This window comes from Pseudomonas sp. (genome assembly GCF_030147005.1).
In the GTDB taxonomy this organism is placed as follows: Bacteria; Pseudomonadota; Gammaproteobacteria; order Pseudomonadales; family Pseudomonadaceae; genus Aquipseudomonas.
Window position 1 is genome coordinate 34,082 of the sequence record NZ_JASLAW010000200.1, and the last position, 14,705, is coordinate 48,786.

General features: G+C 59.9%; 13 protein-coding genes and 1 pseudogene. 5 read left to right on the forward strand and 9 right to left on the reverse strand.

What is annotated here, in order from left to right; genetic code table 11:
- Window positions 1-27: 27 nt before the first annotated feature.
- The 9 genes from Q1V60_RS18750 to Q1V60_RS18790 all read right to left on the reverse strand — a co-directional run bounded on the left by Q1V60_RS18750 (window position 28) and on the right by Q1V60_RS18790 (window position 10,225).
- Window positions 28-1,374 carry a carbohydrate porin gene (locus Q1V60_RS18750; RefSeq protein WP_300633322.1) on the reverse strand — a complete coding sequence of 449 codons (1,347 nt, stop codon included), beginning with the start codon at window positions 1,372-1,374 and terminating at the stop codon, window positions 28-30.
- 85 nt (window positions 1,375-1,459) lie between these two features.
- Window positions 1,460-2,620, reverse strand: coding sequence for an ABC transporter ATP-binding protein (locus tag Q1V60_RS18755; protein WP_300633324.1), 1,161 nt, complete (start codon window positions 2,618-2,620; stop codon window positions 1,460-1,462).
- Between the two features lie 2 nt (window positions 2,621-2,622).
- Window positions 2,623-3,468, reverse strand: coding sequence for a carbohydrate ABC transporter permease (locus Q1V60_RS18760; RefSeq protein WP_300633326.1), 846 nt, complete (start codon window positions 3,466-3,468; stop codon window positions 2,623-2,625).
- Window positions 3,461-4,369, reverse strand: a complete 909-nt coding sequence (locus tag Q1V60_RS18765) for a sugar ABC transporter permease (protein WP_057723789.1) — start codon at window positions 4,367-4,369, stop codon at window positions 3,461-3,463. Before Q1V60_RS18765 ends, Q1V60_RS18760 begins: the two co-directional genes overlap by 8 nt.
- A gap of 169 nt (window positions 4,370-4,538) precedes the next feature.
- Window positions 4,539-5,825: an ABC transporter substrate-binding protein gene (locus tag Q1V60_RS18770; RefSeq protein WP_300633329.1), complete on the reverse strand. Its 1,287-nt coding sequence runs from the start codon at window positions 5,823-5,825 to the stop codon at window positions 4,539-4,541.
- A gap of 104 nt (window positions 5,826-5,929) precedes the next feature.
- Complete coding sequence (locus Q1V60_RS18775) at window positions 5,930-7,189, reverse strand: AGE family epimerase/isomerase (protein ID WP_300633331.1); 1,260 nt, start codon at window positions 7,187-7,189, stop codon at window positions 5,930-5,932.
- Between the two features lie 143 nt (window positions 7,190-7,332).
- Window positions 7,333-8,154 carry an ATPase gene (locus Q1V60_RS18780; RefSeq protein ID WP_300633333.1) on the reverse strand — a complete coding sequence of 274 codons (822 nt, stop codon included), beginning with the start codon at window positions 8,152-8,154 and terminating at the stop codon, window positions 7,333-7,335.
- Between the two features lie 127 nt (window positions 8,155-8,281).
- The gene (locus Q1V60_RS18785; RefSeq protein WP_300633335.1) at window positions 8,282-9,280 is read right to left on the reverse strand and encodes an NAD-dependent epimerase/dehydratase family protein; all 999 of its coding nucleotides are present in this window, start codon (window positions 9,278-9,280) and stop codon (window positions 8,282-8,284) included.
- Window positions 9,281-9,331: 51 nt separating this feature from the next.
- Window positions 9,332-10,225, reverse strand: coding sequence for a LysR family transcriptional regulator ArgP (locus tag Q1V60_RS18790; RefSeq protein WP_300633337.1), 894 nt, complete (start codon window positions 10,223-10,225; stop codon window positions 9,332-9,334).
- Window positions 10,226-10,324: 99 nt separating this feature from the next.
- Between Q1V60_RS18790 and Q1V60_RS18795 the strand changes: the two genes are divergently transcribed.
- The 5 genes and pseudogenes from Q1V60_RS18795 to Q1V60_RS18815 form a co-directional block, all read left to right on the forward strand.
- Complete coding sequence (locus tag Q1V60_RS18795; RefSeq protein WP_300633339.1) at window positions 10,325-10,927, forward strand: LysE/ArgO family amino acid transporter; 603 nt, start codon at window positions 10,325-10,327, stop codon at window positions 10,925-10,927.
- A gap of 177 nt (window positions 10,928-11,104) precedes the next feature.
- On the forward strand, window positions 11,105-11,701 hold the full coding sequence (locus Q1V60_RS18800) for a Fe-Mn family superoxide dismutase (protein ID WP_300633341.1): 597 nt from the start codon (window positions 11,105-11,107) through the stop codon (window positions 11,699-11,701).
- A 148-nt stretch (window positions 11,702-11,849) separates the two neighbouring features.
- Window positions 11,850-12,110: a hypothetical protein gene (locus tag Q1V60_RS18805; protein WP_300633343.1), complete on the forward strand. Its 261-nt coding sequence runs from the start codon at window positions 11,850-11,852 to the stop codon at window positions 12,108-12,110.
- Between the two features lie 193 nt (window positions 12,111-12,303).
- On the forward strand, window positions 12,304-14,355 hold the full coding sequence (locus tag Q1V60_RS18810) for a bifunctional diguanylate cyclase/phosphodiesterase (protein WP_300633345.1): 2,052 nt from the start codon (window positions 12,304-12,306) through the stop codon (window positions 14,353-14,355).
- 127 nt (window positions 14,356-14,482) lie between these two features.
- Window positions 14,483-14,705, forward strand: a pseudogene (locus Q1V60_RS18815) (peptidase); the annotation flags it as partial.

Below are 14,705 nucleotides of genomic sequence, written 5' to 3' on the forward strand. Positions count from 1 at the left end.
AGAGAGAAGGAGCTTATCGCAACAGCGTTAGAACGTAGACTGAATTTTCAGGCCCGCTACCAGCGCATTGTCGACTTTGTCCACGCCACCTGGCTGGACAACGTATTGCAGGTTCGGACGCACGGTCAGCCAGTTGGTGACGTGGAAACCGTAGTTCAGTTCGACGTTGTACTCGGTCTCGCGAATCGGCGTGTACAGCGGGTTGTCGTAGTCGCTGACGCCGTTGGCGGCATTGAGCAGCTCCGAGTTCTTCTTCACGTCATCGTTGACGTGCAGGCGAGCGACGCCAATGCCGACGTCATCTTTTGGACGCGCGTCGAATGGGCCTTTGTACACCAGCATCAACGACTGATAGTTGTCGACCAGGTTGGTTTCCTTGTCGTGGAAGGTCGCGTTGGCAGCGATGTTCAGGCCACGGGTAGCGTCGCCGTTATGCGTGGTGAGTTGCTGTTGGGCAACGAACCAGTAGCCTTTTTTGCTACTGCGGGTACGGAAGTCTGCGCCGGTGAGGACTGCATCGCCGCCGTTCACGTCTTTACGCACATCCGGAGCATCGGCGGCGCTTTTGTAGTAACCCACACGGTATTCGCCCGGCAGGTTGTTGACCTTCGGCGACCAGACCAATTCCACCGGGATCACGGTGCCTTTGGTACCACTGCCGCTGAGTTTGAAGCCGTTGCCGTGCTCCAGCTGCGACGGGTTCTGGTTGTAGGCACCAATCTGCGCATACAGCTCAGGCGTGATGTTGTATTTCACGCGGATAGCGGCCTGGCTGACCGGCCAGTTGTACCAGGTGTTTACGTAGTTACCGACCTGGGAGCCACAGAACGACAGGTTCTGGAAGTCGCACGGGAAGGTGTTGAAATCTTCGCCTTCACCGAAGTAGCCGAGCTTCACGTCCAACTTGTTGTCGAACATCTGGTGCTGAACCCAGAACTGGGTCAGACGCACCATATGGCCACGGCCATACACTTCCTGAGACGAACTCAAGGTGCCGGCACGCGGGTCGCCAATACGGTCATTGGAGATGTTCTGGCCATTACGGTTGGTGAACTGGATCTTGGCCTGGGTGTTATCCCAGCCCCACAGCTTTTGCAGGTCCAGTGCCACGCCCAGACCGAACTGGTCCGAGTAGCGACCGGTCTTGTCGTCGTTGTAACCACCGTGGGCGTTGTAGCCCATTTCCCCAACGTAGTCAGCCTTGATATCGATACCTTGCTCGATCAGCTTGGTACGCTCGCCGCCCCAATCGCCGGTCATCCACTTGGAATCGGCGCTGAACGCATCGGCCGCCATCGCATTGGCGGACAATACAAGAGCTGCTGCTGCTGACAGTTGGCAGAGCAGCCGGGTGTTGTTGTGTTGCTTTTTCATCCCTACATCCTCGTCTTTATTGTTATTAAACTGTTTTTATCTAACGCGGGTTACATTTTTTAACTAAAACAACCAGTTATCGTGCTTAACGACCCTTGAATTGGGCCACGTTGTCGGCATGCCCCTGTGCCGGCAATGAAGCAACCGTGCCCAATCGCTCACCGGTCTTGGCGTCAAACAGCAACACCTTGGCGGGGTCGAATTGCAGGGTCAGGGTTTCGCCCACCTGCGGTGCCACATCCGGCGCCAAACGGCAGCAGACTTTGGTGTCATTGAGCTGCACAAAGACCAGGGTGTCCGGGCCGGTCGGCTCGGTCACATGGACTTCGGCACGAATGCTCGACGAGCCATTGCCCTCGCCCGCTGCCAGCACAATCTGCTCCGGGCGCAGGCCCAGGATCACATCGCGATCTTCCAGACCAGCGTCATTCATGCTCAGCGGCAGCTCGCAACGGGCCTGCCCGCTGTCGAGCAGCGCTACCAGTTGTCCGTCCTTGCGATTTAGGCGCATGGGAACGAAGTTCATGGGTGGTGAACCGATAAAGCTTGCCACAAATAGGTTGGCAGGGTCGTTGTAAATTTCTTTCGGCGTGCCGAATTGCTGGATGATCCCATCCTTCATCACCGCGACTTTATCGCCCAGGGTCATCGCCTCAATCTGGTCGTGGGTCACGTAGACGGTGGTGGTTTTCAGGCGCTGATGCATCAGCTTCATTTCGGTGCGCATCTCGACGCGCAGCTTGGCGTCGAGGTTCGACAGCGGTTCGTCGAACAGGTAGATCTTGGGCCGACGCGCCAATGCCCGGCCCATGGCAACACGCTGTTGCTGGCCGCCGGACAACTGGCCCGGCTTGCGGTTGAGCAGGTGTTCGATCTGCAACAGCTTGGCCACGCGCGCCACTTCGGCGTCGATGTCAGCCTGGGGCATCTTGCGAATCTTCAGGCCGAACTCGATGTTCTGGCGCACGCTCATGGTCGGGTACAGCGCGTAGGACTGAAACACCATGGCGATGTCACGGTCCTTGGGGCTCATGCCACTCACATCTTGATCACCGATCATGATCGCGCCGCCGGAGATGGTCTCAAGGCCCGCGATGCAGTTCATCAACGTGGACTTGCCGCAACCCGAAGGGCCGACCAGAATCAGGAATTCGCCTTCCTTGATCGACAGTTCGATGTTCTTCAAGGTGTCGGGCAGGCCGGCGCCATAGGTCTTGTTTACATTGCGAAGTTCAAGCGTAGCCATGATTACCCCTTGACCGCGCCGGCCGTGAGGCCGCGCACGAAATACTTGCCTGCGATCACATAGACCAGCAGGGTCGGCAGCCCGGCGATCATCGCCGCCGCCATATCCACGTTATATTCCTTAGCCCCGGTGCTGGTGTTGACCAGGTTGTTCAGCGCCACCGTGATGGGCTGGGAGTCGCCGCTGGAGAACACCACACCGAACAGGAAGTCGTTCCAGATCTGGGTGAACTGCCAGATCAGGCAGACCATGATGATCGGCGTCGACATCGGCAGAATGATCTGACGGAAGATGGTGAAGAAACCGGCACCATCCAGGCGGGCCGCCTTGATCAGCGCATCCGGAATACTCACGTAGTAGTTACGGAAGAACAGCGTGGTAAACGCCAGGCCGTAGACCACATGCACAAACACCAAACCGGCAGTGGTGTTGGCCAGGCCCATCTTGCCGAGGGTAAACGAGGCCGGCAGCAGCACCGTCTGGAACGGCAGGAAGCAGCCGAACAGCAACAGGCCGAAGAACAGCTGCGAACCGCGAAAGCGCCAGAACGACAACACATAGCCGTTCAACGCACCGATGGCCGTGGAAATCAGCACAGCGGGCACAGTGATCTTGATCGAGTTCCAGAAGTAGCCATCCACAGTCGCCCAGGCCTTGACCCAGCCGATGCCGCTGACCACGGTCGGCCAGCTCAGCAGGTTGCCGGTACTGATGTCTTCCGGCGTCTTGAAGCTGGTGAGCAGCATCACCACCAGCGGCACCAGGTACAGCAGCACCGCGAGGACCAGCACTGCGTAGATCGCGATGCGACTCAGGCTGATGGCAGGTTTAGCGGCGAGACTAGTCATTACGCTTGGTCCTCAGCTCGGAATACAGGTACGGCACGATGATCGCAAGGATCGCACCGAGCATCAGGATTGCACTGGCCGAGCCCATGCCCATCTGGCCGCGACTGAAGGTGAACGAGTACATGAACATGGCCGGCAAGTCGGACGAATAGCCCGGGCCGCCAGCGGTCATCGCCGCCACCAGGTCAAAGCTCTTGATCGCAATGTGCGCCAGGATCATCACCGCACTGAAGAACACCGGACGCAGGCTTGGCAGCACCACGCTCCAGTAGATGCGTGGCAGGCTCGCGCCGTCGATCTGCGCGGCACGGATGATCGATTGGTCAACGCCCCGCAGGCCTGCCAGGAACATCGCCATGATAAAGCCCGAGGCTTGCCACACGGCGGCAATCACCAGGCAGTAGATCACGCGGTCGGGGTCGATCAGCCAGTCGAGACGGAAGCCTTCCCAACCCCAGTCGCGCAGTAATTTGTCCAGGCCCATGCCCGGGTTGAGCAGCCATTTCCAGGCGGTACCGGTGACGATCATCGAGAGCGCCATCGGGTACAGGTAAATGGTGCGGATGAAACCTTCGCGGCGGATTTTCTGGTCGAGGAAAATCGCCAGCGTCACGCCGATCACCAACGTAATACCGATGAACATCCCGCCGAAAACCGCCAGGTTCTTGCTCGCGACCCACCAACGGTCGTTGTCGAACAAGCGCTCATACTGAGCCAGACCGGCCCACTTGTAGCTGGGCAGGAATGTGGAGGTGGTGAACGACAGCACGAACGTCCACAGGATGTAGCCGTAAAAGCCCACCAGCACGATGAACATGCTTGGCGCCAGCACCAGTTTAGGGAGCCAGCGCTGCAGTGCATCGAACGGCGAGGCCTTGCTGAAGACAGCAACAGAACTCATGGGAAAATCCAGTACAGGGGAAAAGGACTACAGCCTGCAGAAACCCGCTTTTTTGTGGCGAGGGAGCTTGCTCCCGCTCGGCTGCGAAGCAGACGCTGCCTTTGGGGGTGCTTCGCACCCCAGCGGGAGCAAGCTCCCTCGCCACAGCAAGCCGGGTTCCTACATAGGGTTACTTGGCAGACTTGATCGCAGCGCCGAGTTTCTTGGCGGTGTCGGCCGGGTCGGCTTTCGGGTCGTTGATGTAGTTGGTGACCACGTCAAAGAACGCACCTTGTACCGCCAGGGTGGTGGCCATGTTGTGCGCCATGCTTGGCTGCAGGCCGCCGGTCTTGGCGTCGGCCAGGAAGTCCTTGGCGGCGGTCTGGGCGCAAGAGTCGAAACCGTACGAATCCATCTTGGTCAGCATGTCGTTACGTACAGGGATCGAACCCTTGTTGATGCTGAAGACTTTCTGGAAGTTTTCACCCAGCACGACTTTGGCAATGTCCTGCTGACCGGCAGCGGTGCCTTTGTCTTTCTGCTTGAACACCGCCAGGGAATCGATGTTGTAGGTAAAGGCTTTGTCGGTGCCCGGGAAGGCTACGCACTCGTAATCCTTGCCGGCGACTTTCTTGGCGGCGGTCCATTCGGACTTGGCCCAGTCACCCATGATCTGCATGCCGGCCTTGCCGTTGATGACTTTACCGGCTTCAAGGTTCCAGTCCTGGCCTTTGCCGTCAACGTCCATATAGGTCGCGACTTTCTTCAGCTCAGTCAGGGCCTTGATCATTTCCGGGCCGGTCAGTGCGCCGTTATCCAGGTCGACCAGGGCTTTCTTGTAGCCATCTGCACCCATCACAGAGAGCACCACCGCTTCGAACACGGTGCTGTCCTGCCAAGGCTGACCGCCGTGAGCGAGCGGGATGAAGCCCGCCGCCTTCAGCTTGTCGGCGGCGGCATAGAATTCTTCGAGCGTGGTTGGGTTTTTGGTGATGCCGGCTTTCTTGAAGACTTCCGGGTTGATCCACAGCCAGTTCACGCGGTGGATGTTGACCGGTACGGCAACGTAGTCACCGTCGTACTTCACGGTGTCGGAGACTTTCTCGTCGAGCAGGGAGTCCCACTTTTCTTCTTTGGCGACGTCTTTGAGCACGTCGGTGTCGAGCAGGCCGGTGGACGCCCATTCCTGGATGTCGGGGCCTTTGATCTGGGCAACGCCTGGCGGGTTACCGGCGACCGCGCGGCTTTTCAGCACGGTCATGGCAGTGGCGCCACCGCCACCTGCGACGGCACCGTCTTTCCAGGTGAAGCCGTCTTTCTCAACTTGGGCCTTCAGTACATCCACAGCCGCTTTTTCACCGCCTGAGGTCCACCAATGCACGACTTCAACCGTACCTTTCGAGTCGGCGGCGAATGCAGTGAGGGGAAACAACGAGGCAATGGAAATAGCAACGGCGAGGCGATTAATCGCGTTCATCTGGGTACCTTTTCTTGTTGTTATGCATGCAAGTCTAGAGCTTGCGCTGCACGGAGTTTAAACAGGGATTTTCCAGTCGCAGGTAACAAAGGGACGTACAAATGTCACCACTTGGTGACATAGCGTGCGCTGCCCAATGCGCTGGCCAGGCTGGGTGCCAAGGGTAACGCAGGCAGCAATACGGCTTGCCAGGCGTGATACAGGTCCGGCTTGCCACCCCATATTTTGCTGCTGGGTTGATTGTGCGGGCTGAGTTCGTGGTGCCAGCTGCCATGGAGTCGGTCGATAAAGTGGGTTTCGCAAAACTCCCAGAACCGCCGATACCAGATCTCGTAATGCAACTCGCCGGTGCGCTTGAGCAGCGCCTGTGCCGCAGCGCTGGCTTCGGCATGGGTCCAGTGCAGGCGTTCGCGAACAACCGGGCGCTGGTCCCAATCCAGGGTATAGACAATGCCCGGCGCGCCATCCACGCCCCAGGCGTAATCGCAGGCACTGGCAAACAGCCCCTGGGCATCGGTCACCAGCCAGTCCGGCGTGACCAGCCCGGCTTGCAGCCGCGCGGCTTCCAGGTGCAGCACCAGCCGCGCCCATTCAAAGCCATGGCCGGGGGTGATGCCATAGGGACGGAAGCCGTCGGCGGGGTTGTCTTCGTTGTAACCGAGCAACGGTTGCCACTGGGCGTCGAAGTGTTCGATCACCATGAAGCGGTTACCGGCGGCATGGGCATGGATGACGAGCTCGACGATACGCAAAGCGCGGTCCAGCCAGCGCGTGTCACCCGTGACGTCGGCCAGGGCGAGGAACGCTTCGGTGGCGTGCATGTTGCTGTTGGCGCCGCGATAGGCCTCGACGCCGCTCCAGTTTCGGGCGAAGGATTCGAGCATCGCGCCCTCCTCTTCGCTCCAAAAGAACTGGTCGATAATGTGGATCGCATCGTTCAACAGGGTTTGCGCGCCGGGCGCACCGGCCACCACCGCGGAGCTGGCGGCCAGGGCGACGAAGGCATGCAGGTAAGCGGCCTTGCCAGTATTGCCATCAATGGCGTCGGGCGCGGCGAACCAGCCACCGTGTTCGCTATCGCGCAATGGGCCACTCAGGGCCGCAACGCCGTGCGCTACCAAGTCGGCGTAACCGGGCAAGCCCATGGCGTGCGCCATGGCGAAGCTGTGGGTCATGCGGGCGCTGTTCATGGTTTCGGCGCGGGCATCGGCCGGCAGTTGGCCTTTATCGTCGAGATTGCCGAAGCCGTGCGGCAGGCGCGAAGCCTTGGCAAATGCCAGCAAACGCTGGCCTTCGGCCGCAAGCCAGGCGTGATGGGCAGGTGCGTTCAGCCAACTGCTGGCAGGCAGTGGTTGCATGGTCATGGGTGGCCCTTGTTATTTTTTGTGGGGTGGCCGGAGTCTAAACAAGGGGATGAGCGTGGCAAGTAACGAAGGGGAAAAGAAATGTCACCAGCTGGTGACATTTAATGATCGCTCCCACGCTGAGCGCAGGAACGATCCTCCTATTATTGCCCCAGCGGCGCGGCAGCTGCCGGCGCATTCAGGCGTTGATTCAGGTTCTGCACCTGGCTCTGCAACGTAGTGATATTGCGCGTGGTCTGGATGCGGAACACGTCGAACTCTTTATTGGTGGGCGCATCCGTATTGGCGGGCTGGTTTTCCTGTGCACTCTTGAGCACCAGCAGGTCCTGCTCAAGACGGGCTATGGCTGCCGTCGGGTTGCCTTGTTTCTTCAAGGCCGCCACATCGTTAGCCAGATTTTTGATCTCACCCTGCGCCGCAGTGAGCGTGGCAACGGCCTCGGTCAGGGCCTGAACCTGGCCCTGCAACTTGGCGTTCGCACTGGTCAGCTCGGTGGTGCTGGCGCTCATCTGCGCCAGACGCTGGTCCAGCTCGGTGGCTTGGCCGGCCACGCCCACTTGCTGCCTACCCTGCTCAAGCAGTTGGGTTTCCAGCTGTTTGATCTGCAATTTGAGGGCTTCGCTGCCGTTGTTCACATTGGCTTCGCTGGCCACGACCTTGCCGGAAATATCCTGCAGGCGCCCCGCCGCTTCTTCGCTGATCCGCGCAAAGCTTTCCTGGGTGGCGACCAGTTGCTGGCCCATTAGGGAAATCTGCTGGAAGCTCCACCAGGCAAGGCCGGCAAAGGCGATCAGCAGCGCGCCGACCAAGGCCCACAACGGGCCGGTGTTGGCCCTTTTAACCTTGACCACAGGCGTCCGCGAGCGCACCGAGGTGGCGGCAGTCGGCACGAAATCATCATCGTCCCCCAGATCGGCCCGCAGGCTGGGAACGTTGTCGAAATCGTCTTTAGCATCGTTACGCATGAATCTACCCTGAATCAATGAGATGGCTAGCTGGGAAGCCGAGCGGCGGGAGTATAAACCGTGCTCCCGGCGCATGGGTCGACACACAACCCGCAATTGGGTTCCCGATGTGTCGCTGGTTGTAACCTTACGGGTGGGCCGGGGCCTGGGCCTTCCACCAGGTGCAGAATTCGTCCAGGGCGCTCCACAGGCTGACCTTGGGCTCATAGTCGAGATAATGCCGCGCCCGGCTGATGTCGAGGGTGAAATCTTTGTTCATGACCTGCATGCCCAGGCGCGTCAACGACGGCTCCGGCCGACCCGGCCACATCGCGCAAAACGCCTCGTTCAATGCTGCCACGCTGTAGGACAACCCGTAGGACCGATAGCGAGTGACCTGCGGCAGGTCCATTTGTCGCATCACGTAGTTCACCACATCCCACACCGGCACCGGCGTGCCGTTGCTGATGTTATAGGCCTTGCCCAACGCCGAACCGTGAGCAAGCAAACTGCTGAGCAGCGCCTCGTTAAGGTTGTGCACACTGGTGAAGTCGACCTTGTTAAGGCCGTCGCCGACGATGGCCAGGCGGTTCTTGCGCTGCATTTTCAACAGGCGCGGGAAGATGCTCATGTCACCGGCGCCGGTGACGAAACGCGGGCGCAGGGCCAGCACTTCGAGGCCGAACTCCTGAGCGCCGAACACCTTCTGCTCGGCCAGGTATTTGGTCGCGGCATAAGGATGTTTGAAGCGCTTGGGCACTTGTTCTTCCGTCAGCCCCAAGTGGTCGCGCCCATCGAAATAGATGGAAGGCGACGACAGATGCACCAACCGCCCGACCCGCTGCTTGAGGCACGCCTCGACGACGTTCTCGGTGACCAGCACGTTGCCCTGATGGAAATCCTGATACTTGCCCCACAGCCCGACGGCACCGGCACAATGCACCACGGCCTCGACGTCGCGGCACAGGTCGCGCACCAGATCGGCATCGCTCAGATCACCCTGGATAAACTCGGCACCGCGCCGGACCAGGTGTTCCACACCCTCGGCGCGTCGCCCGTTGACCCGCACGTCCAGGCCCTGCTCCAGGGCGAAACGCGCAAAGCGCCCGCCGATGAAGCCGCTTGCGCCGGTGACCAGAATTTTCATGCATTACCCCATGTTCTTTCGTTTTTCATCGCTTTGCCTTGACGCCCGCCATCACTCCAACGGCACCAACCATTGCCCGCAGACCTGGGCCAGATGCTCGGTCAACAGGCCCAACAGTTGCCCGCCGCTGCGCCAATGATGCCAGTACAGCGGCACATCGATGGGCTTATCTGGCAGCAATTCGACCAGCAGGCCTTTTTCGAGCTGATTGCGCACCTGCAATTCAGGCACCAGGCCCCAGCCCAGGCCGGCTTCCATCAGACGGATAAAACCTTCGGATGACGGGCATAAATGGTGCTCGAAACCACCGTTCACCCCGAGCGACGCCAAGTAACGGTGTTGCAGGAAATCATCCGGCCCGAACACCAGCGCCGGCGTACCGGCCAATTGGTCGGCCCGTATGCCGGCGGGAAAGTGCCGCGCTATAAACGCAGGGCTGGCCAATGCGCGATAACGCATGGCGCCAAGCACCAGGCTGCGGGCGCCGGAAACCGGACGCTCGCTGGCGCAGATACACGCCGCCACTTCACCGGCCCGCATGCGTTTGAGGCCCACGGTCTGGTCTTCCACCACCATGTCCAGCAGCAAGCGCTGTTCGCCGCAAAAGTCGCTGACCGCCAGCGCCCACCAGGTGGCGAGGCTGTCGGCATTCAGCGCGATGCGCAGGCGCTCGGGCATGCCCTCTTCGTCCAGCGCCGGCACTTGGCTTTGCAGATCGCGCTCCAGCAGGCGTACCTGTTGCACATGGTTGAGCAAGCGCCGACCAATGTCAGTGGGAGTCGGCGGCGTCGCCCGTACCAGTACCGGTTGGCCGACGCGCGCTTCCAGCAGTTTGATGCGCTGGGAGACGGCCGACTGCGAAAGCCCCAGCACCTGTGAACCGCGTTCGAAGCCAGCCTGTTCCACCACGGCCGCCAAAGCGGAAAGCAATTTATAGTCGAACATCAGTTTTCCTAATGAGCGATCAGCAATATTGGTTTTTCTTATACAGGCCCGACCGGCACCATAGCCAGCATCGTTTCAGCATGACTTAAGGATTTCACTATGTGGCAGAGCTATATGAACGGGTTGCTGGTGGCACTTGGGCTGATCATGGCCATCGGCACGCAGAATGCGTTCGTCCTGGCGCAAAGCCTGCGCCGCGAACATCACTTGCCGGTCGCGGCCTTGTGCGTGATCTGCGATGCGCTGCTGGTGGCGGCCGGGGTATTCGGGCTCGCCACCGTGTTGGCACAGAGCCCGATACTGCTGGCAGTGGCGCGCTGGGGCGGTGCGGCATTCCTGCTGTGGTACGGGGCGTGCGCACTGCGCCGGGCCTGTTCGAAACAAAGCCTGGACCAGGACGCCAGCCTCAAGACCCGCTCATTGCGCGCCGTCCTGTTAAGCGCGTTGGCGGTGACCCTGCTTAACCCCCACGTTTATCTGGACACCGTGCTGCTGATCGGCTCACTGGGCGCGCAACAAACGCAGCCGGGGGCCTACGTGGCCGGTGCGGCGAGCGCATCGTTCCTGTGGTTTACCACCCTGGCCCTCGGTGCGGCCTGGTTGGCGCCGTGGCTGGCGCGTCCCGCTACATGGCGCCTGCTGGATCTCTTGGTGGCCGTGATGATGTTCAGCGTGGCCTACCAATTAATCAGTGCGCCATGAACTTATTCCAAAAGGCTCTGGAACCTCTATCCCACACAGTTGTTGCGTGGTTTTGCCGCACCCCCGGTGCTATGATCCCGAACTTGCGTCGCAAAGAGTACAGACTCGTCGGCGCTTGTTTGGCCGCCCGTGATCGGCCTTGCGCTCACCGCAACTGACCTGATTAGGAGAATCATCATGGCTTTCGAATTGCCGCCGCTGCCCTACGCACACGATGCTCTGCAGCCGCACATCTCCAAGGAAACCCTGGAGTACCACCACGACAAGCACCACAACACCTATGTCGTGAACCTGAACAACTTGGTGCCAGGCACCGAGTTCGAAGGCAAGACCCTGGAAGAAATCGTCAAGTCTTCTTCGGGCGGCATCTTCAACAACGCCGCTCAGGTCTGGAACCACACTTTCTACTGGAACTGCCTGGCGCCAAACGCCGGTGGTCAACCAACCGGCGCATTGGCTGAAGCCATCAACGCTGCGTTCGGTTCGTTCGACGCGTTCAAGGAAGAGTTCAGCAAGACGTCCATCGGCACCTTCGGTTCCGGTTGGGGCTGGCTGGTGAAAAAGGCTGACGGCTCCCTGGCCCTGGCCAGCACCATCGGCGCAGGCAACCCGCTGACCAGCGGCGATACTCCACTGCTGACCTGCGACGTCTGGGAACATGCCTACTACATCGACTACCGCAACGTGCGTCCGAAGTATGTAGAAGCGTTCTGGAACCTGGTCAACTGGAAATTCGTGGCTGAGCAGTTCGAAGGCAAGGCCTTCACTGCTTAAGCAGCGTTTGCAATAGAAAGAGCCCGGCGATTGCCGGGCTTTTTTGTGGGCTCTGAATACGCCCTCCGATGATCGGAACTGGATGAAGGAATGTCGCCACACAATCAGCGTGAGGAATCCGCCTCACGTACCTGTCGGAGAAACTACAATGTCCATTGGCGCACTAGCAGCAATCCCTATGGTGGGCGAACTGGCCAAAACCGCCCTTCCGGTGGTGGGCGAACTGGCTAAAACAGCCACCGAGGCGTTCAAAGTAGCGGGTAAAGCGGTCGACTCACTTACCGCCGCGCAGCAAAACTGGGAGGGTCAGAACAAAATCGCCTGGGAAAATACCCATTATCACAACAAGCCTGTGGATTTTTCCGGCGGTAACTCGGCAAACAGTAACGTGAGCATCAAAATCTCGTAAAACACGACTGTGCCAGCTCCGAACGCACGTTGTGCGGCCAAGGCAGGCGGACTCACCTCCGCCTTCCCCCCCGCCTCCCCTCAAGTTATTCGTCAAACCCGTCGATGCCCCAATGTTCCTTTGACTGCCACCTTCAGATTGCCAATACTCATGGCATATTGAAGGCCACCCGCATGAGACAAGGAATGCCCCTTTGAAGCTGGAACTCAAAAACAGCTTGTCGGTGAAGTTGCTACGGGTTGTCTTGCTCTCGGCATTGATCGTGGGCGTGGCACTGAGTGTGGCGCAGATCGTTTTCGATGCCTACAAGACGCGCCAGGCCGTGGCCGGGGATGCCCAGCGTATCCTCGACATGTTTCGCGACCCCTCGACCCAGGCCGTCTATAGCCTGGACCGCGAAATGGGCATGCAGGTGATCGAAGGTCTGTTTCAGGATGACGCCGTGCGCGTCGCGTCCATCGGCCATCCCAACGAAACCATGCTCGCGGAAAAAAGCCGCGCCTTGCAGCAATCTCCCAGCCGCTGGTTGACCGACCTGATCCTTGGACAGGAACGCACCTTTACTACCCCGCTGGTCGGCAAGGGCCCGTACAGCGAGTATTACGGCGACCTGAGCATTACCCTCGACACCGCCACCTACGGCGAAGGTTTCCTTGTCAGCTCAGTGATCATCTTTATTTCCGGCGTGCTGCGCGCTCTGGCCATGGGCCTGGTGCTGTACCTGGTGTATCACTGGCTACTGACCAAACCGTTGTCGCGGATTATCGAGCACCTGACATCGATCAACCCGGACCGGCCCAGCGAGCACAAGATCCCGCAGCTCAAGGGTCATGAACGCAACGAGTTGGGCCTGTGGATAAACACCGCCAACCAGCTGCTCGAATCCATCCAACGCAATACCCACTTGCGCCACGAGGCTGAGTCCAGCCTGTTGCGCATGGCCCAGTACGACTTTCTTACCGGCCTGCCGAACCGCCAGAAGTTGCAGGAGCAACTGGACAGGATCCTGACCGATGCCGGCCGTCGCCAGCGCCGCGTGGCGGTATTGTGCGTGGGGCTGGATGACTTCAAGAGCGTCAACGAACAATTCACCTACCAGAACGGTGACAAACTGCTGCTGGCGCTGGCTGATCGGTTGCGCGCCCACAGCGGCCGCCTCGGCGCGCTCGCCCGCCTGGGTGGCGACCAGTTCGCCCTGGTGCAGGCCGATATCGACCAGCCCTACGAAGCCGCCGAGCTTGCGCAAAGTATCCTCGATGACCTGGAAGCGGAATTCGCCCTCGACCAGGACCAGATCCGCTTGCGCGCCACCATCGGCATCACCTTGTTCCCGGAAGACGGCGACAGCACAGAGAAGCTGCTGCAAAAAGCCGAACAGACCATGACCCTGGCCAAAAGCCGCTCGCGCAACCGCTATCAGTTCTATATCGCCAGCGTCGACAGCGAAATGCGTCGGCGCCGTGAGCTGGAGAAAGACCTGCGCGAGGCCTTGAGCCGCGACCAGTTTCACCTGGTGTACCAACCGCAGATCAGTTACCGCGACCATCGCGTGGTCGGTGTAGAGGCGTTGATTCGCTGGCAGCACCCGGAACACGGCCTGGTTCCGCCGGATCTGTTCATCCCGCTGGCGGAACAGAACGGCACCATTATCCCGATTGGCGAATGGGTGCTGGACCAAGCGTGCCGCCAACTGCGCGAATGGCATGATCTGGGCTTCACCGAGCTGCGCATGGCGGTCAACCTGTCCACCGTGCAGTTGCACCACACCGAGTTGCCGCGAGTGGTCAATAACCTGATGCAGATTTACCGCCTGCCACCCCGTAGCCTGGAGCTGGAAGTCACCGAAACGGGCCTGATGGAAGACATCAGCACCGCCGCCCAACACCTTCTGAGCCTGCGCCGTTCGGGGGCGCTGATCGCCATTGATGACTTCGGCACCGGCTACTCATCCCTCAGTTACCTGAAAAGTTTGCCGCTGGACAAGATCAAGATCGACAAGAGCTTCGTCCAGGACCTGCTCGACGACGACGACGATGCGACGATCGTGCGGGCCATCATCCAACTGGGCAAAAGCCTGGGCATGCAGGTGATTGCCGAAGGCGTGGAAACCGCCGAGCAAGAGGCCTACATCATTTCCGAGGGTTGCCATGAGGGCCAGGGCTACCACTACAGCAAACCGCTGCAGGCCAGGGAGTTGGCGGCTTTTCTGAAGCAATCGGAACGCAACAACGCGGCGATTCTCTGAGCGGGCAGGACGATACAAAATATTTCCCGCGTATAAGCCTTTACACAAAATGCAAATCTTTCGCATTATGTCGCAGTTTTTGCGCCCGCACGCGCGCCCTATCAACAACCGAAGCAGGATGTTCGCCATGATTCGTATGCCCCTGGCCACCGCCAGTCTGCTGGCCATTGCTATTTCTCTCGCCGGTTGCGGCGAAGGTAAAGACAAGGCCGCCGCGCCTCAGGCGCCTGCCGCTGCCAGCACTACCGCCCCGGCGGCTGCCACGCCTGCGGGCCAGGTCGACGAGGCTGCCGCCAAGGCTGTGGTCGCGCATTACGCAGACATGGTATTCGCGGTATACAGCGACGCCG